The 14,801-nt window shown below is 58.7% G+C and carries 24 protein-coding genes and 1 pseudogene; 12 read left to right on the plus strand and 13 right to left on the minus strand.

All coding sequences use genetic code 11. The features are described from left to right. Positions 1 to 56: 56 nt before the first annotated feature. Positions 57 to 398, plus strand: a complete 342-nt coding sequence (locus ACSSVC_RS24130) for a hypothetical protein (RefSeq protein WP_492611539.1) — start codon at positions 57 to 59, stop codon at positions 396 to 398. Between the two features lie 81 nt (positions 399 to 479). Here ACSSVC_RS24130 and ACSSVC_RS24135 read toward each other — a convergent pair whose 3' ends face one another. From ACSSVC_RS24135 to ACSSVC_RS24195, 13 genes are all read right to left on the minus strand, one after another. Continuing rightward, the gene (locus ACSSVC_RS24135) at positions 480 to 959 is read right to left on the minus strand and encodes a hypothetical protein (RefSeq protein ID WP_492611540.1); all 480 of its coding nucleotides are present in this window, start codon (positions 957 to 959) and stop codon (positions 480 to 482) included. A gap of 148 nt (positions 960 to 1,107) precedes the next feature. Beyond that, positions 1,108 to 1,719: a hypothetical protein gene (locus tag ACSSVC_RS24140; protein ID WP_492611541.1), complete on the minus strand. Its 612-nt coding sequence runs from the start codon at positions 1,717 to 1,719 to the stop codon at positions 1,108 to 1,110. Beyond that, entirely contained in the window at positions 1,712 to 3,082 is a 1,371-nt protein-coding gene (locus tag ACSSVC_RS24145) for a tyrosine-type recombinase/integrase (protein ID WP_492611542.1), read from the minus strand. Before ACSSVC_RS24145 ends, ACSSVC_RS24140 begins: the two co-directional genes overlap by 8 nt. Continuing rightward, complete coding sequence (locus tag ACSSVC_RS24150; RefSeq protein ID WP_492611543.1) at positions 3,079 to 4,464, minus strand: replicative DNA helicase; 1,386 nt, start codon at positions 4,462 to 4,464, stop codon at positions 3,079 to 3,081. The genes ACSSVC_RS24145 and ACSSVC_RS24150 overlap by 4 nt, the downstream gene beginning before the upstream one ends. Beyond that, on the minus strand, positions 4,461 to 5,261 hold the full coding sequence (locus ACSSVC_RS24155; protein WP_492611544.1) for an ATP-binding protein: 801 nt from the start codon (positions 5,259 to 5,261) through the stop codon (positions 4,461 to 4,463). Before ACSSVC_RS24155 ends, ACSSVC_RS24150 begins: the two co-directional genes overlap by 4 nt. Further along, positions 5,242 to 6,009: an LvrA C-terminal domain-related protein gene (locus ACSSVC_RS24160; RefSeq protein ID WP_492611545.1), complete on the minus strand. Its 768-nt coding sequence runs from the start codon at positions 6,007 to 6,009 to the stop codon at positions 5,242 to 5,244. Before ACSSVC_RS24160 ends, ACSSVC_RS24155 begins: the two co-directional genes overlap by 20 nt. Continuing rightward, complete coding sequence (locus ACSSVC_RS24165) at positions 6,006 to 6,230, minus strand: hypothetical protein (protein WP_492611546.1); 225 nt, start codon at positions 6,228 to 6,230, stop codon at positions 6,006 to 6,008. Before ACSSVC_RS24165 ends, ACSSVC_RS24160 begins: the two co-directional genes overlap by 4 nt. Further along, entirely contained in the window at positions 6,227 to 6,823 is a 597-nt protein-coding gene (locus ACSSVC_RS24170; RefSeq protein WP_492611547.1) for a hypothetical protein, read from the minus strand. The genes ACSSVC_RS24165 and ACSSVC_RS24170 overlap by 4 nt, the downstream gene beginning before the upstream one ends. After that, positions 6,820 to 7,557: a Rha family transcriptional regulator gene (locus ACSSVC_RS24175; protein WP_492611548.1), complete on the minus strand. Its 738-nt coding sequence runs from the start codon at positions 7,555 to 7,557 to the stop codon at positions 6,820 to 6,822. Before ACSSVC_RS24175 ends, ACSSVC_RS24170 begins: the two co-directional genes overlap by 4 nt. Further along, complete coding sequence (locus tag ACSSVC_RS24180; RefSeq protein ID WP_492611549.1) at positions 7,554 to 7,814, minus strand: hypothetical protein; 261 nt, start codon at positions 7,812 to 7,814, stop codon at positions 7,554 to 7,556. The genes ACSSVC_RS24175 and ACSSVC_RS24180 overlap by 4 nt, the downstream gene beginning before the upstream one ends. Continuing rightward, entirely contained in the window at positions 7,807 to 8,079 is a 273-nt protein-coding gene (locus ACSSVC_RS24185) for a hypothetical protein (protein WP_492611550.1), read from the minus strand. Before ACSSVC_RS24185 ends, ACSSVC_RS24180 begins: the two co-directional genes overlap by 8 nt. Beyond that, on the minus strand, positions 8,076 to 8,408 hold the full coding sequence (locus tag ACSSVC_RS24190) for a hypothetical protein (protein ID WP_492611551.1): 333 nt from the start codon (positions 8,406 to 8,408) through the stop codon (positions 8,076 to 8,078). Before ACSSVC_RS24190 ends, ACSSVC_RS24185 begins: the two co-directional genes overlap by 4 nt. A 201-nt stretch (positions 8,409 to 8,609) precedes the next feature. Further along, positions 8,610 to 8,906 (minus strand): transcriptional regulator, encoded by a 297-nt coding sequence (locus tag ACSSVC_RS24195; RefSeq protein ID WP_492611552.1) that lies wholly within the window; start codon positions 8,904 to 8,906, stop codon positions 8,610 to 8,612. A 104-nt stretch (positions 8,907 to 9,010) separates the two neighbouring features. Between ACSSVC_RS24195 and ACSSVC_RS24200 the strand changes: the two genes are divergently transcribed. The 11 genes and pseudogenes from ACSSVC_RS24200 to ACSSVC_RS24250 all read left to right on the plus strand — a co-directional run bounded on the left by ACSSVC_RS24200 (position 9,011) and on the right by ACSSVC_RS24250 (position 14,745). Further along, positions 9,011 to 9,772, plus strand: coding sequence for an XRE family transcriptional regulator (locus tag ACSSVC_RS24200; protein WP_492611553.1), 762 nt, complete (start codon positions 9,011 to 9,013; stop codon positions 9,770 to 9,772). Between the two features lie 118 nt (positions 9,773 to 9,890). Next, positions 9,891 to 10,127: pseudogene (locus ACSSVC_RS24205) on the plus strand (response regulator transcription factor); the annotation flags it as partial. A gap of 148 nt (positions 10,128 to 10,275) precedes the next feature. After that, on the plus strand, positions 10,276 to 10,650 hold the full coding sequence (locus ACSSVC_RS24210; protein WP_492611554.1) for a CopG family ribbon-helix-helix protein: 375 nt from the start codon (positions 10,276 to 10,278) through the stop codon (positions 10,648 to 10,650). Then, positions 10,644 to 11,378: a hypothetical protein gene (locus ACSSVC_RS24215; protein ID WP_492612590.1), complete on the plus strand. Its 735-nt coding sequence runs from the start codon at positions 10,644 to 10,646 to the stop codon at positions 11,376 to 11,378. Before ACSSVC_RS24210 ends, ACSSVC_RS24215 begins: the two co-directional genes overlap by 7 nt. After that, a complete protein-coding gene (locus ACSSVC_RS24220; RefSeq protein WP_492611555.1) occupies positions 11,375 to 12,112 on the plus strand; it encodes a metallophosphoesterase in 738 nt (245 codons plus the stop codon). Before ACSSVC_RS24215 ends, ACSSVC_RS24220 begins: the two co-directional genes overlap by 4 nt. Beyond that, the gene (locus ACSSVC_RS24225) at positions 12,100 to 12,537 is read left to right on the plus strand and encodes a hypothetical protein (RefSeq protein WP_492611556.1); all 438 of its coding nucleotides are present in this window, start codon (positions 12,100 to 12,102) and stop codon (positions 12,535 to 12,537) included. The genes ACSSVC_RS24220 and ACSSVC_RS24225 overlap by 13 nt, the downstream gene beginning before the upstream one ends. Further along, entirely contained in the window at positions 12,534 to 12,731 is a 198-nt protein-coding gene (locus ACSSVC_RS24230; protein ID WP_492611557.1) for a hypothetical protein, read from the plus strand. The genes ACSSVC_RS24225 and ACSSVC_RS24230 overlap by 4 nt, the downstream gene beginning before the upstream one ends. Continuing rightward, positions 12,724 to 13,179: a hypothetical protein gene (locus ACSSVC_RS24235; RefSeq protein WP_492611558.1), complete on the plus strand. Its 456-nt coding sequence runs from the start codon at positions 12,724 to 12,726 to the stop codon at positions 13,177 to 13,179. Before ACSSVC_RS24230 ends, ACSSVC_RS24235 begins: the two co-directional genes overlap by 8 nt. Positions 13,180 to 13,181: 2 nt before the next feature. Beyond that, positions 13,182 to 13,424, plus strand: coding sequence for an excisionase (locus ACSSVC_RS24240; protein ID WP_080963116.1), 243 nt, complete (start codon positions 13,182 to 13,184; stop codon positions 13,422 to 13,424). Then, on the plus strand, positions 13,405 to 14,514 hold the full coding sequence (locus ACSSVC_RS24245; protein ID WP_492611559.1) for a phage integrase Arm DNA-binding domain-containing protein: 1,110 nt from the start codon (positions 13,405 to 13,407) through the stop codon (positions 14,512 to 14,514). Before ACSSVC_RS24240 ends, ACSSVC_RS24245 begins: the two co-directional genes overlap by 20 nt. Before the next feature lie 99 nt (positions 14,515 to 14,613). Then, on the plus strand, positions 14,614 to 14,745 hold the full coding sequence (locus ACSSVC_RS24250; RefSeq protein ID WP_235437023.1) for a TonB-dependent receptor: 132 nt from the start codon (positions 14,614 to 14,616) through the stop codon (positions 14,743 to 14,745). Positions 14,746 to 14,801: the final 56 nt, after the last annotated feature.

Below are 14,801 nucleotides of genomic sequence, written 5' to 3' on the forward strand. Positions count from 1 at the left end.
TAGCGCGCAATGGCCTTGTGCTATCTTCATTTCTCTCAAATTGCGAGGTGCTACGCATGACAGCAAACATCGAAAGATTCGAAGAGATCGCAAAGAAGCTTTTAATTGCCTTACATGAGTCATTCCCTGCCGCGACCTATCTGGGGCCGACCGAAATCGGGCTGACGAGTGAGCAACCCACAAACGACGAATCGGGTCGCCGGAATGCTTCAGAAGAATGGCGTGAACTCGATCAAGAGGTTAAGAGAGCCACGCTTTGGCTTGTTGAAGAAGGATTCGTACACGATCGCCAGTACAAAATGTCGGCAAGCCATGTGCTGACCGCCCAGGGCTTTATTGCTCTTGAGCAGCTGGACTCCGCGTACAAAGCCCCGGTATTGACAAAGACTTCCCTGTAACAAAAAGCCCGGCTCAATAGCCGGGCTTTCTCTGTGGTGTCGCGCTTGAAAAGCTAAACACGCTGCCATGAAAACAGGTGTTTATCCGCGCTGCGCAGTGGCAATCTTTTCCAGCGCCAATTGTGTCAGACGATCAAAAAGAGGGTAAAACGACGGGCCACGGAAGGTCTCGTTCTCGAGATCATCAATCAGTTCTACAACGAATAGATCCAATTCTTCGCCTTGCTGGATCGATAACTGGAAGACCGCATCGATAGGGACTTCCCCCGATGCATCCCCCCCAAAAACGATCCGCAGAGCAAAGCTCATGGAGTCGCCTTTCCGAGGAAGGTTTTGATATGGGCGGTGGTCAAACTTTTCACCCCGCTCAATGTAGCCAACGGTCAAGACTGGCAAGGGGGCCGAGCCATACACGTCGACCTTTTGATCGGAATTGACCCTTAGATACTCAGCAAATGACTTTACCAGTTGCTGGGCACCAGCCGTAACATTCGACCAGTATGCATTATGCGCTTGAGCCGCTTGGTTATAGGCATTTTGCAACTCTTCAAAACTTGCCATGGAAATCCATCTCTCATCAAAAAAGACAGATTGCCATATCAAGCAGATAACAAAAAGCCCGGCTCAATGACCGGGCTTTTTCTGTCGATCCCGTTAACGCGCAGGGATCAGATGATGGTTAGCAATTTCGCTCATTTGCCCACCACTGTCAAGCCGTTGGCTCCAAGAGCTGCTGCTCCTCCAGGATCTCTGTCACATGGACCACCGCCTCCTCTTCCATTGCATCCAACCGCTTATGGATTCCGAGTCTCCAGCGACCCCTGGTTGAATCTGGGCGAGCCTCTGTGTCCCAAGTGTTGATGTCGTAAAACTCCGCCGGGAGGATCGCCACGTCAGTCGAGCGCTTGCCCTGGACGCCCTTCAGTTTCGGGATAAACCAGACCGTGGTCGCCTTGTAGATGAACAATGCAGGGGCCGGCGAAGTGATGCGCGGGATGGTCCGCGAGATAGCACCAACGCGATTCCCCTTACTTGTTGAGTACCTGCCCACCAGGATGTCCCAATGGGCCGCACTCAACTCGCGATGCAGGAGAGCATGCAGGCAGCAGTCGTAATCGAACTGATCTCTGGCCGACAGCAGCGCCCTGAATCCGCCAGTACGGGGCCCTGAGTCGATGAGCTTCTGCCAGCTCTGCTTGGCTGAGTTGTCGATATTGTCGGCGGCCAACACTCGAACAATTGCCGACATGACGCCTCGATAAACTCCCGGGCTGAAGTCAGCCAGGCACTTGCGCGGCAGTGCCGCAGTCACCTTACTCATTGTCTTCCCCCTGCTGCACCTTGGCAGCATCAGGACCGCTGTCGGCGCGGCCTTTGTCGTTTCGCATCCTCCCTTGGGATGGATGCTTAAATGCGCTGCGAGCCACGCTCTGTAAGGCGCGCGCCCCTTCTGATGGTTTTTCGTGTCTCGGGTATGTCTCAGCGGCAACCACATCGAAACCCTGCTGATCCAGGTGCTCATGCCAGGATTCCAGCGCCCGACGTTTCAGCTCCTCGGCCGTGGTGTGGATGTAGGTAGCGTCCAGATCCTTCATCGCGTGATTGAGCAGCAACTCGCCGACCATGTAATCGGTGCCCAGGTCCGTCCAGGCGGTGCGCGCCACCTTGCGCAGGTCGTGACTCGACCACTCGCCGCGGGCGATGCTGGTAAACAGACTGCTGGCCTTGGTCGCGCTCAGGGCACGGCCGGAGCTGCCCGGGAACAGGAACGGGCCGCTGTACCCCTTGGCCGCCTGAATCACCCGGTACCGCCGGAGCAACTGCTGGGCCTGTTCGGTCAGCGGCAGGGTGTGCTCGGCCTTGGTCTTGGTGTCCGCCGCCGGAATGAACCACTTAGCCGTGGCCAGGTTGACGTGCCTCCAGCGGGTCAACCGGGTCTCACCCAGGCGCGTGCCGTGGTACAGCATCATCAGCGCCAGCATCGACTCCACCGGCCGTTCCTCGAACTGTTCGTGCAGCACCCGCAGCAAGTCCGGCAGGTCGTCCGCCCGCAACTGGGCCGGTTTAGGCCTGATACGGGTGGTCACAAAGTCGGTGAACTTCAAATCCGCCATCGGGTTGCGCTCGATCAGGCGCAGCCGCGACGCTTGCCGAAAGGCCACCGCCAGCACCGCGTACACCGAGCGAACGAACGACAAGGCGAAGTGCTCCTGCATCGGCCACATCAGCAGCCGGTCGAGGGTGGCACGGTCCAGACTGCCCAGCGCCACCACGCCAAGGCCCGGCACCAGGTGGCACTTCAGCGCCGACTTGATGCTGGACTTGCGCTTGCTGGACAGGCCCTGGTTGCGCGCTGTGCGGTCGGCGTACCAGTCCAGCAGATCGCCCACGGTGGCCCACTGGCTGACGGTGGAACTGGCTGCCGGGTCGGCCGAGCGGCGCGTCAGGATGCTCGGCAACGTGGCCAGCATCGCCTTGGCGCTGATTCCCGGGTAATCGCCAGCCTTGCCCCACTTGCCAGCGATAACGACGTGCCACGCGCCCCTGGTGCGATCGACGGTTGAATAGCGAAAGCGCAATTCACGATACCGCGGGTCGCGCAACTGGCGAACATCGCTACCCTGGTGCCGGCGGATCTCGGCATCACTCAGGGCAACAGCTAGGGTCTTCGGGGTGATCGTCACGAATGTGCCCTCCCCTTGTACTTGCTGGCGTAGCTGCTTCTGCCCATTTCCACTTCGTCATCGCTGGGCAGAGATCCCGAGAAGTTGGAAAACCGTCCGTACTGGCCTTCCTGCTGAACATGGCAATTGCCCACCCGGGCGTGCCGGCACTTGGTCATCAGAATTTCAGTGATGCCGTTCTGGCCGGCTTCGCTGTCCATGTCGCGGTGAACCATGAGAATGCAGCTGGCGTCAGCCTCAATCTCGCCGGAGTCGCGCAGATCACTGGATTGGGGCTTTTTCCCTACCCGCTTCGTCGAATCGCGGTTGAGCTGTGCAAGCTCAATGACCGGGATGTCCATTTCCTTGGCCAACTGCAGCAGTGCCTTGCTGATCTTGCCTACCTCCTCACTTCGGCTACGGCCTGCGCGCTCGCTGCGTACCAGGGTCAAATAGTCAACGACGATGCCAGCCAGGCCGTGCTCGCGCTGGCATTGCCGAGCCGTGGCCCGGATGCTCGACGGGGTCTGTACAGGCTCATCGCAGACGAACAACGGCGCTTTGTTGGCGATTGCCACTGCGCCGACCATATTCGCCCAGTCGGCGTCCCCCATATCTTCAGGGTTGTCCAGCTTGCGCAGGCTAACTCCGCCCAGCGAAGCAATGGCGCGCAGCCCCAGCTCCTCACCAGGCATTTCGATAGAGAACACCAGCCAAGGCTGTTTCTTCCTGATCGCGTTGTGCTGAGCGATTAGCAGAGCCAGCGTGGTTTTGCCGCTTCCGGGCAGCCCAGCGATAACGGTAACTTTCTTCGGCCGGATGCCCTGCACCAAATCATCCAGGTCGGCAAGCCCGGTGGTGGGCCACTCTGGAGCAACCCCGCGGAACTTTTCGTCCACCAGATCGGCGGCATCACCCATCCACTGGTCCAGGCGTTTAAAGCCCTTGCTCTCGCCGTCGAGATTGCGAAGATCTGCCATGGCCTGCTGGGCGGCGGCGATCACCTCGGCGGTATGGGTACCCTCCTGCACCATGTCCCGGGCCTGGTCAGCAATATCCAGAATGCGGCGAATTACGCCCCACTCCTTGACGTGCTTGGCATAACTCTTCCAGTTGGCCATGGAGGGCACGCTGCTGGTGAGCTCGGCGGCGTAAGCCATGACCATGTCACCGCTGGGCAGCGTCCGCTGCACCACCCCCACGGTAACTGGATCAACCGGCATATTTCGGTCGCGGCACTCAAGCATCGCCTCGAACAGCGCCGCATTGTCCAAGTGGTAGAAGTCTCCAGAACTCATCTGGCCGAGGATGTCCTCGACAAGACCTGTGTCACCTTGCAGGGAGGCCTGCATCACCGCGCCGAGCACGCCATGCTCGGCTTCGTTGCTGTAGAGCTCCCTCATGCCGAAGCCCTCATCGAGGACCAAGTGAAGCCAACCGCCTTACCGCCGCTCTGCCGCAAGCGATCAAGTGCACGGTCACCGATGTATGCCCTCAAGCCATCGACGCTCAGATTGCTGATCAGCACTGTAGGCAGCACAGCCTGATACCGGCGATCAATGATGCCGTGCAGCAGCCCCAGCTCATACTCGCTACCTTTCTGGCACCCAACCTCGTCAATCACCAGCAGATCCAGGCCGCCAAGGTGCAGGATCACATCGCGGTCGGTGTAGCCAGAGCCTGGCACCATCGAGGCACGCGCAATGCTGACGATATCGCCGGCGGTGACCAGCAATGGCTGCGCGCCATCCTCGACGACTGTTCGCACGATGGCGGTGGCCAAGTGAGTCTTGCCGCAGCCCACATTTCCAGTCAGCAGCAACGAGCGGCCGGCTCGGTAGTGCTCAGAGAATCGCTCGGCATAGTCCTGGCATTCAGCCAGCGCCTTGGCCTGGCCAGCGATTGGCGTGCCGTAGCTGCCAAACGTCGCATCAGCGAAGCGAGGTGTGATGCCGGCTCCAATGAGAGCGGCCATAGCCCGCTCGGCATGACGCTGGGCGCTGGCCAGAGCGAATTCCTCAGAATCCCGAGGGGTTGCGTGCAAGGCGTCCCAGGCGCAGCGCTTGCAGCCTCGGGCCAACATAGATCCGTCCAATTGCTCGACTTCACTCATGTCGACATCGCCATGGATGGCGCACTGGCCGGCGAAAGACCGCATGGCTGGGCGGCGGTGGAAAAGGTCAGAAATTCGAACGGCCATCTTGCGCCTCCTGGTACATGTCGGGGGTGTGGTTGGGCAGGTTGTTGAACGCGGATGATTTGCCGCCAGAGGCAGGCAACAGCTCATCAGTCCAACGCTCACCGTTCAGCCAGGTCGAAGCGTTCGGAATGTAGCGACCTCGGTCCTTGGTCCAGTCTTCGGAAACACTGTGTTGGCCAAGCGCACTGATCAAGGTCTGACGTAGCTCCTCGCTCGGTTTCAGCTTTGTCCAGGCTCTGGCTGCGTCCTTGCGCCCTTTCTTCTTCGGGTACAGCTTCCAGAACTGATCAAACCCCTCTTCCGAAACACCTTTTTCACCACCCGATGCCGGAGGGGTTTTAATGCTCTTTGTATTGTTGCTGTGTGTATTGCTCCCCTGCGTGTTTTCCGAAGGGGGTTCGCCGTGTTTTCCGAAGGGGTTCGCCGTGTTTTCCGAAGGGGTCTTCGGAAAACCGAAGGGGTCAACAAGCCGCAGTCTGCGCTCAACAACACGCTTCCCCTCGCGGATCAGTTCGACCCGCAGGTGCCCCTTTTCGACAAGCCCACTGATGATCTCGGAGACTCTGGAAATAGACAGATTGAAGAACTCGGCAAAGTGCGCATTCGTGGCGTAGCAGCCACGCGGGCCAGTGTCCAAGCTGGAGATCTCGCCCAGCATGACCTTCTCGTTCGGCGACAGACTACGATCTAGCCAGCGCTCGGCCGGAATCCACACCCCCTGGAATTTGCGCTGAATGTCACTGCTCATAGCTCAAGCTCCCGGCAGACTCGACTGATGAATTCGTCATACCCCTCAGCCATCACCAGGCCCTGATTCTCCAGCGCCTCGCGATAGGCCTTGGCGCTGCCGTACAAAACCCAGCGATCACGCTCCGGCAGGCCCTTGAATTGGCTATAGGTCGGCCACGGGCCGGCGATCACCGAGACAGGGCCTTTCTCGGCAGTTGTGGTTTGCGATTGGGTGATCATTGCAGTGTCTCCGGGCCCGGAGCGTTGATCTTGGTCAGATTGCTTTCTTTGTCCGACAGGGCATTTTCCGAAAGCCTTGTGATCAGCAAGCTGACTGCATTCATCGAGTCGAGCGAGTGGGAGCGCGCAAGATCGAGTTCGATCAGCTGGGGCGCATTACTCAGGATCTGCTCGTGCGCACGCCTGACGTAGTTGAACCCCGCTTGCGCCAGGTCAAGGTCTGACAGGTGATTGAATGCTGACGGAGGAAGCGGACTGAGTGCCGACGCCCTGATGGGGATAGGGAGCGACTGCACCTCCTTCCCAATCAGTAAACAGCGCCGCTGTTCTTCCAAGTGGTCAGCGGAAACCTGTTGCACGTCGAACCCGGTCCGGCGCCGGAACAACACCGCCAGAGCCATGCAGGCCTCGACCAGGCCGACGTAGGTTTCGTCTCGCTCACAGATCTCGTTTCCGCCCTCGATGACATCGACTGCATCAGCCATCTTCTCGAATGACATCAGCAAGAGTGAGGCGTCGGCGCACTTCTCGAAGAAGGCCTCATTGATGGTTTCGGCCTGCGCCGGTTTGGGGAAATCGATTACTTTGCTCATGCGGCTGTCCTCCGGCGCAACTTGAACCGGCCTTGCTGAATGTCGGGATGGGTGGCGCGCTCGGCGGTCTCGAAGGTGCATTCGGCTGCGAACCGGTCGAAGCGACGGGTGATGTCGGCCGTTGGCCAGATTGGGTAAGGCTGGGCGCCGTCGTCGGAGTGCGCACTGCGAACCATGGCGAACGGCAGCGGCGCGCCGGCGATATCACGCATCACGGCATTGATCGCCCACTGAGGCAGCCCATGGCGGCGGTTGATGCGATCCCGGATTGAGGTCATAGACTCGAAGCCGGCGGGCATCGAATCCAGGTAACGGACTCGCTCGACGTTGGCGACCCGGGTCTCGATCCGCTCCAGCGCCGCCTGATGCTCCCGCTGCTTGCGCTCGACGGCCACCAAGTGGTTCACGTTGGCCGCGGTGATCTCGGCCTGAGTCATCGGCCGAGCGGCCTGTTCTTCCAGGGCCTGCCACCGATCTACCAGCGCGGCGGTGAACTCAGGGCTGAGCTGGGCGACGATCACATAGCTATCGCGCTTACTGACCCGGTACTCTTGAACTACCACGCCGTTGGCAGCCTTAGGTCCGTCCGCCATTGGCGGCTGGGAAATAACTCCCCGGGCTACAAGGCGATCAATGGAACGCTTGACGTCGTCGTGACGCGAACCAACAAGATCGGCGATCTCTTGAGAGGACATCGTGACGGCATCACCGCTTGTGAATGGGGTGATGTTCATTGGACGCCACCTCCTTGTGAAGGGAATGCCTTGGCTATGCGATCCTCCAGATCATGGAGCTCGACACTGAGCTGGTTGTGCCAGTCATCCGTGTTGTAGATGGCCAGGTCTGCCACGGTCGCGTAGTGCTCGCAGCCATCAACCCGCTGCAGGTGATCACGCATGACATGCAGCACCCCGCGCAGCCAGTGGATGTGGTCCATGGCACAGTGAATCTGAAAGGCCGCGTCGTCAGCGATCTGCTTTTGCTCAGTCATGCCGAACCTCCACCGCCGACTCAACTCCAGCGTGGGCGGCATAGACGAGCGCCAGCGCGGTATCGGCAGCAAAGAGCACCAGGGTCGCCCGATTCGATACGGAAGGTTCCTGTATCAGCTCCCGCAGACCGGCGACCACTGCTTCCAGGTAGTCAGTAGCTGCATCAAGCGACTCATGGAGAGGAATCCCCCCGTTGGCCTGCAGAACAGCGTGCTGGCCAAAGATGCAGAACTCGTGATCGACAGTTTGAGGTTGGGCGGTCATTGCTCACCCCCGCACCCAGCGGCGGCATCGGCGCCTTTTTGCACAGACCAGACCAGGGCGCTGACCGTTTCGGCCAAGAACCCCATGGCGACCATGCCGTCGCAGTAGACCAGCTCGCCCATGTTCAGGCTGTCATGCATGTGCTGAGCGAGCTGGCCCAGGCCAGAGGCGAGGACCTTTGCCGTTTGAAGCGCGTCCTGAGTGCCAACTCCTGGTTCCACACTGAACATCTGCGCGCCTGTATTGCTGTTGGGCGCATTGCAAAACTCGACCTTGACGGTTAGCAGGTCTTGCGCCCCTGGTGGGGTGGTGCTATTTTTCGGGTGCATGAGATCGTTCTCCAGAACGAGAAGTACAGAAAGCCCACGCCAATGGGCTGGTTAAAAAAGGCTCGCGAATGCGGGCCTTTTTGTTGCCTGGGATTTAACCGGACAACAAAAACAGGGTTGTGGGGTTGCTTGCTTTCATCACTCGATAATGGCGGCTGGGCGCGAACGATTCATCCGAAGTGACTGCAGTTACTATCAAGGTCATGACGAGATCCCCGCGGCACTGGATGAATTAACAGCACCATCAGCGGACTGACCTGAAGATGATTTCTGGAGCATCATTTGCTCCAAGGTCGGCGGAGCTTCTGGATACAGATCAGGCCTTAGCAGGGACCGGGATACACCAGACGCCTCCTCAATACGAAGGACGTGCTTGGCTGGAACGTGACCCGTTGCACACATCCGCTGAACATTTTGAGGGGTACAGCCAAGCGATTTCGCTAGTTTGGTTTGGCTTCCGACCGCTCCAGCAGCCATTGCCATTGCGTTGATACTCATAGTTGGTCTCAGCGGGCTTATGACATTGCCGCCGAGACTACAATCGCACTTTCAATTTTACAAACGATATTTGCAATGCCACCTACAAAGGACGCTTGTACGCTATGGATATGAGCACACAAACCATTGCAGAAATGATTGCCAGGGGCCGCGAAAAGCTAGGGCTAAACCAGTCGGAGCTTGCTCGCCGCCTTCAGGTTTCGCCTCAGGCAGTGCAAGCCTGGGAGTCTGGGCGCGCCAAACCAAGGGTCACTAAGCTGCAGGAAATTGCGAATGCGCTTGGCATCCCAGGCCGCTATTTGCTGAGCGCTAGTGGCCTGTTTGAAGGTGACGTTTCCAGCCTCATGACGCGGCTGACCAATGCCACCAAAGACACTGAAGCTACTCTGGATGGTGATGTCAGAGTTTGGGACGACGCCACTCCTCTAGAGGATGATGAGGTTTATGTCCCGCTACTGAAGGAGGTAGAACTTTCCGCGGGCTCTGGACGGTTCACAATTGAAGAGCGACCCACTTCTAGCCTGCGCTTCTCGAAGCGAGATCTGCGGACAAACGGCGTGCAATTCTCAAATGCCAAGTGCGTTTCAGTAAGCGGAAACAGTATGTTCCCGGTTCTCCGCAGTGGCGCCACAGTCGGCGTGAACGTTGGCAAAAACAAACTGACCGACATCATGGATGGCGAAATGTACGCCATTAACCACAACGGCCAGTTGCGCGTGAAGCAGGTGTTTCGCATTCCGAATGGCTTAAGGCTCCGCAGCTTCAATCGGGATGAGCACCCCGACGAAGACTACTCATTCCAGCAGCTCCAGGATGAGCAAATCAGCATTGTTGGCCATGTCTTTTGGTGGGGCATGTTCGCTTAACTAGCCACGACCAGGCCGCTTTGCGGCCTTTCTTTCCCCCTCAATTACAAATTTTGTTTGCAATTACAAATTGCAGGTTGTAATTTTGCTCCATCGCAACCCGCATGGAGCTCCCCAAATGATCACCGCAACCATCACCGCCGGCAGTTGGACAGGCTCCCTTGGCAAGGGTCTGGCGCCGCGTGAACTCGAAGCAACGCTCTACGCTGCCAACGACCTGACGGCAAAAGAGATTGCTCGGTTGATGGGAATAGCCCCAGGCACCGTTTCCAAGCGCCTTGATGACGCGAAGTTCAAGCTCGGTGTCCGAAGCATTCGCGGCCTCGTAATGGAGGCTTTCAAGCGCGGGCTCATCCATGCGTGCACTCCCAACCCACAGCAGCCACAGCCGGAGCGCGATGGGGTGTTCCTGGCCTGATTAGCCAGCCTCACCAGTAACAACTTTTTGATTTTTTGCGAAAGCCAACAACGCGGCCGGGATTCGTTCGGCCAGGAGAAAGTGAATGTCCGCACAGTACGATTCCCGCCTTGCCGATAAATTCGTGGTTCGCCTGCCTGATGGAATGCGCTCCCGGGTCGAGGCCGCGGCCAATGCTGCCGACCGCAGCATGAACAGTGTTTTCATCCAGGCCCTACGCCAGTACCTGGACAACCAGAACCGCCAGGAGCTACTTCTGGGAGCGCTGTCGGCGTCGGTTGGCGCGAATCAAACCCGGCAGTTGGCAGACCCGCGCGACCTGTTCATCGCCGCCAATCCCGTCAGCGTAGCCCCGGGCGACCTGGAGAAGGGCTGCAGCGGCTTTGTTGATCACCGCACCCACGCCGACTACCTGATTTTTCTGGCCGGATACCAGGCCGCGCAGGGGGTGCAATCGTGAAGCGCCGCGAGATCTCCCCAGCCGCCCTACCTGTTGTTGGCCAGCCCTTGGGCGGCGGCTTCTTCGCCGGCCGGATCTACTTCAACGGCGCCGAGCACGCGATCATCGATGCAGGACGCGAGTTCGAAACTCTGGCCCAGTGGTGGGAGCAGCCAGGCCCGCGCATCACGGTGCGCGGTGCCAAGTCATTCCATGACGGCCACGCCAACACCCTTGCGATGGCCGAGGCTGGCAGCTCCATCGCGCGCAAGGTGTTGGGCATGACGATTCGCGGCCAACGCGGATGGCACCTGCCAAGCGTCGAGCAGTTGCAGGTGATGCGCGCCAACCTGCTGCAACTGCCCGATTGGGACAGGTACTGGTCCGTTGATCGTGCTGGCGGGCCAGCGCAGGCCTTCACGCACGCCGAGTACTGGACGAGCACGCAGAACAGCCCCGGCAGTTCCTGGTGTCTCCACATGCTGCCCTGGTGCACGCCCACCACAAGCTGGGCCAGCAAGTGCAAGGGCATCCGTCCGGTGCGCACGCTGCTGATCAACCAGGACGCCTATGTGCACTCGCCGTCGACTGACGCGGCTCTGCCCGCCGCCGACTTGCGCGGCCTGGCCAACCAGCAGGCCGTGGCCTCCGTGCTCGAGCGGTTCGTGAACGAAGACGCCGGGAAGTTCTACGGTCGCACTGATCATCTAGTGGCCGAGCTGGCTGCGCTGGCGGGAGGTCGAGCATGAGCAAGCTCAAACGGTTTGAGATCAACACCGCCGGGCGCGACTTCGCCGTGGGAGACATTCACGGGCATTTCACCAAGCTGCAGGCCGCCCTTGATGCTGTGGGCTTCAACCCTGCCACTGACCGACTGTTCAGCGTTGGCGACTTGATCGACCGCGGGCCGGAAAGCGCCCTGGTGCTGGAGTGGTTGGCCAGGCCATGGTTTCACGCGGTGCAGGGCAACCACGAAGACATGGCCATCTGCTTTGTGCAGCAGGCACTGCGTGACGATCTGTACATGCACAACGGCGGTGCCTGGCTGATGGCCAAGAACCGAGACGAGAAGGCCGAGTATGCGATGGCGCTGAGCGAACTACCGGTGGCGATCGAGGTGGAAACGGCTGCAGGCCTTGTGGGGATCGTACACGCCGACTGTCCATATCAATCGTGGCCTGAGTTCAAGTGGGCTCTGGAGAGCGGCGGGCCAGTAGAGTCTGAGCACGTCAGGACCTGCTGCCAGTGGTCTCGCTCGCGCATCACCAACGAGAACCACGAAGTTATCGCCAGCGTTCGCGCAGTGATAGTTGGCCACTCCGCAGTGCGCCAGCCCGCGGTGCTGGGAAACGTCTACCACATCGACACCGGGGCCTGGATGGGCCGCCACTTCACGCTGATCGACCTGGGCACCCTGGAGTGCTATCCGCCGATCAATCCAAAGCTGCACTGGGACTGGGAGGACGCGCCATGCGCGAATTGATTACCTACCTACATTTACGGTCGAAAAAATTAGCATGCCCTCAATCCATGAGGGTTCTGACCGCCTTCACCCTGCTGCTGATCGCAGGACAGGCCACCGCCGGCGAACAAGTCATCAGCGTCCAGCACGACAGCCAGCGCGGCGTTACCTGCTGGATATTGAACAACACCGGTATCAGCTGCCTGCCCGACAGCCAGCTCCAGCAGCAGGCCACCCCCTCAAGTGAGACGGGCCGGGCGTTTCCGGCCAGTTCAGAGCGGAAAAACGTGCCGTTGGTGGCCGGCCCACCACCAGGGTTCGACGAGACTCCGCCCGCGCCACCACTCCAGAACCAGCCAACCCTGGCCCCGGAGCAGGATCAGGACGGGCCAACCCCTGTCGCGGTGCCGCTCCGGCGCCAGTACAAGGAGACATTCCAACTATGACAACGACAGCACAACAACGCACCGCCACTGGCGGCAGCGAGTTCGCCAGCCTCGGCGCCCGCCTGGTGCGCTTCGGCCAGGCCCTGCAGGAGCCCACCACCAGGGTCGGCGAGCTTGTGGCCCTGGCCCAGGCCTGCGGGATCAACTTCAAGCTTCGCATGGTGGCCGACTCTGAGGGACGAAGTAATGAGTAAGCCAAGCGCTGAGCTGACAGCCCTAGCAGGCCGCATTCTGACCGATCATAGGTTTTGCTCGGACGAACATCACAGAAACCTTGCCGCGGGCTATTTGGCCCTGATCACCGAGAGCGAGCAGCTAAAGGGTGACCTGCAGGTCAGCAACCATGCCTGTTTCCTGAGCATCGCAGAGAACAAGAAGCTCAGGCACGAACTCGACACAATGACAGCATCCGCGGAGTCGATCCGCGACGAATGGCGCAAGGATCAGGCGGCAGTCGAGGTTCTTTTAGAAGGTATGACACGGATCATACGAGCAACTCGCCTCGGCGATCCGGCCTTCTCCATAGCCTGCGAGGTTATCGGAGAGCTAAGCGCCAAAGCCGCGACAGGCCATAGCACCGACGGGAAGTCCGCGACACAAAGCGTGGATATCGAAAACGTGTCGCGACACAAGGAGAGTTAGAGATGAGCAAAGTAACCCTGGACGAATGGGCAGCGGCTGAGTTCAAGACTCCGCCCAGTCCCAACACCCTGCGGAAATGGGCGCGAGAAGGGCGAATCTCACCACGCCCGGTAAAACATGGGCGCAGCTACTATGTTGATTCAGAAGCACGCTATCAGGAGCCAGCCAAGCTATCCGTTCGGAGCGCTGGAGGCAGTCTACTCAGCAGAATAGAGAGAGCACGTCATGGCGCCGAGGCCGCGTAACACGGGATCAAAGGACTTGCCTCCGAATCTGTACCGTAAAACCGACTCCCGCAACGGGATCACGTATTACACCTACAGAGATCCCATCAGCGGTAGATGCTTTGGACTTGGCAAGGACAAGGATGCGGCAATTCGCGAAGCGATAGCTGCAAATTTCGCCGAGGCCTTGAAGCCCACTTTATCAGAGAGAATCAGCGCACCACCGAAGCCAAAGGGCAAGACATTTTCGGAGTGGCTTATCGAGTACAGAGCAATTTACTTAGAAAGGAATCTGTCACCAACAACCAACAAATCAATAAGAACAAGGCTTGATCGTCTCTGTGACGTTTTCGGCTCAATGCAGATAAAAGATGTCACAACAATGGATGTCGCCAACTACCTGACAGCTATAACAAAGGAGGGGAAGGCACAGATGGCAAAAGCGATGCGATCGTTGTTGCGAGACGTGTTCTTTGAGGCGATGGCTAGAGGGTGGGTTGGGGCAAATCCAGTTGATCTTACCAAGCCACCGAAAGTAAAAATCAAACGAGAAAGGCTGTCCCTTGAGCTGTGGCAGGCTACTTATGCTGAAGCGACGGAACCCTGGTTGCGCAATGCGATGCAGCTGGCTCTGATTACCGGTCAGAGACGGGATGACATTGCCTCGATGCTTTTTAAAGACGTTCATGATGGCTACTTGCACATTGTGCAGGCGAAGACGGGGACGAGAATCCGCATCAGCACAAAGCTTCGCCTTGAAGCTCTTGGGCTTGAGTTGGGAGAGGTGATAAAGCAATGCCGAGGGGGCTCACTCTCAAAGCACTTAGTGCATCACTCCAGAAGGAATGGAAATGCCAAGGTTGGCCATCCATTGGCTCTTGATACTCTTAGCTCCGCATTTTCTCGGGCAAGAGATAAGGCTGCCATGAAGCTAGGGATCACCTTCGGTTCACACCCTCCAAGCTTCCACGAGCAACGCTCGCTATCGGCAAGGCTTCATGAGGAAGAAGGTCGCGATGCTCAGAAATTGTTAGGTCACAGGTCGTCAGCGATGACCGACGTATACCGCGATACCAGGGGTTCCGAATGGATAGACGTAGCCGCAATCTGATCCTGAGTTTTGCAGAGGAATTGGGGAGATTTTGGGGATGATTTTATTCCCTTTAAAATCAGCAACTTATAATAGTGGCGTGTAGATGGCTACGACACCGTGTTCCGCCTGACCGTGGACAACCTGTTCGACAAACGCTACTGGCGCGATGCCGGTGAATACATGGGCGACGACTACCTGTTCCAGGGCGCGCCGCTGACAGCACGGTTGAGTGCTTCGGTGAATTTCTGATGCAGACGGCCCCTTCCTACCTCTCCCGTAGGAGCCGGCTTGCCGGCGAAGGCGTC

The organism is Pseudomonas sp. E1BtOHC1 (genome assembly GCF_058744285.1).

Bases quoted from the DNA above. Each gene is read 5' to 3' on its own strand.
- ACSSVC_RS24150 (WP_492611543.1), bottom strand. From the start codon at position 4,464: ATGAGGGAGCTCTACAGCAACGAAGCCGAGCATGGCGTGCTCGGCGCG.
- ACSSVC_RS24225 (WP_492611556.1), top strand. From the start codon at position 12,100: ATGCGCGAATTGATTACCTACCTACATTTACGGTCGAAAAAATTAGCA.
- ACSSVC_RS24165 (WP_492611546.1), bottom strand. From the start codon at position 6,230: ATGATCACCCAATCGCAAACCACAACTGCCGAGAAAGGCCCTGTCTCG.
- ACSSVC_RS24140 (WP_492611541.1), bottom strand. From the start codon at position 1,719: ATGAGTAAGGTGACTGCGGCACTGCCGCGCAAGTGCCTGGCTGACTTC.
- ACSSVC_RS24160 (WP_492611545.1), bottom strand. From the start codon at position 6,009: ATGAGCAGTGACATTCAGCGCAAATTCCAGGGGGTGTGGATTCCGGCC.
- ACSSVC_RS24190 (WP_492611551.1), bottom strand. From the start codon at position 8,408: ATGCACCCGAAAAATAGCACCACCCCACCAGGGGCGCAAGACCTGCTA.
- ACSSVC_RS24170 (WP_492611547.1), bottom strand. From the start codon at position 6,823: ATGAGCAAAGTAATCGATTTCCCCAAACCGGCGCAGGCCGAAACCATC.
- ACSSVC_RS24235 (WP_492611558.1), top strand. From the start codon at position 12,724: ATGAGTAAGCCAAGCGCTGAGCTGACAGCCCTAGCAGGCCGCATTCTG.
- ACSSVC_RS24180 (WP_492611549.1), bottom strand. From the start codon at position 7,814: ATGACTGAGCAAAAGCAGATCGCTGACGACGCGGCCTTTCAGATTCAC.
- ACSSVC_RS24245 (WP_492611559.1), top strand. From the start codon at position 13,405: ATGGCGCCGAGGCCGCGTAACACGGGATCAAAGGACTTGCCTCCGAAT.
- ACSSVC_RS24175 (WP_492611548.1), bottom strand. From the start codon at position 7,557: ATGAACATCACCCCATTCACAAGCGGTGATGCCGTCACGATGTCCTCT.
- ACSSVC_RS24195 (WP_492611552.1), bottom strand. From the start codon at position 8,906: ATGAGTATCAACGCAATGGCAATGGCTGCTGGAGCGGTCGGAAGCCAA.
- ACSSVC_RS24220 (WP_492611555.1), top strand. From the start codon at position 11,375: ATGAGCAAGCTCAAACGGTTTGAGATCAACACCGCCGGGCGCGACTTC.
- ACSSVC_RS24155 (WP_492611544.1), bottom strand. From the start codon at position 5,261: ATGGCCGTTCGAATTTCTGACCTTTTCCACCGCCGCCCAGCCATGCGG.
- ACSSVC_RS24240 (WP_080963116.1), top strand. From the start codon at position 13,182: ATGAGCAAAGTAACCCTGGACGAATGGGCAGCGGCTGAGTTCAAGACT.
- ACSSVC_RS24130 (WP_492611539.1), top strand. From the start codon at position 57: ATGACAGCAAACATCGAAAGATTCGAAGAGATCGCAAAGAAGCTTTTA.
- ACSSVC_RS24185 (WP_492611550.1), bottom strand. From the start codon at position 8,079: ATGACCGCCCAACCTCAAACTGTCGATCACGAGTTCTGCATCTTTGGC.
- ACSSVC_RS24200 (WP_492611553.1), top strand. From the start codon at position 9,011: ATGGATATGAGCACACAAACCATTGCAGAAATGATTGCCAGGGGCCGC.
- ACSSVC_RS24135 (WP_492611540.1), bottom strand. From the start codon at position 959: ATGGCAAGTTTTGAAGAGTTGCAAAATGCCTATAACCAAGCGGCTCAA.
- ACSSVC_RS24230 (WP_492611557.1), top strand. From the start codon at position 12,534: ATGACAACGACAGCACAACAACGCACCGCCACTGGCGGCAGCGAGTTC.
- ACSSVC_RS24210 (WP_492611554.1), top strand. From the start codon at position 10,276: ATGTCCGCACAGTACGATTCCCGCCTTGCCGATAAATTCGTGGTTCGC.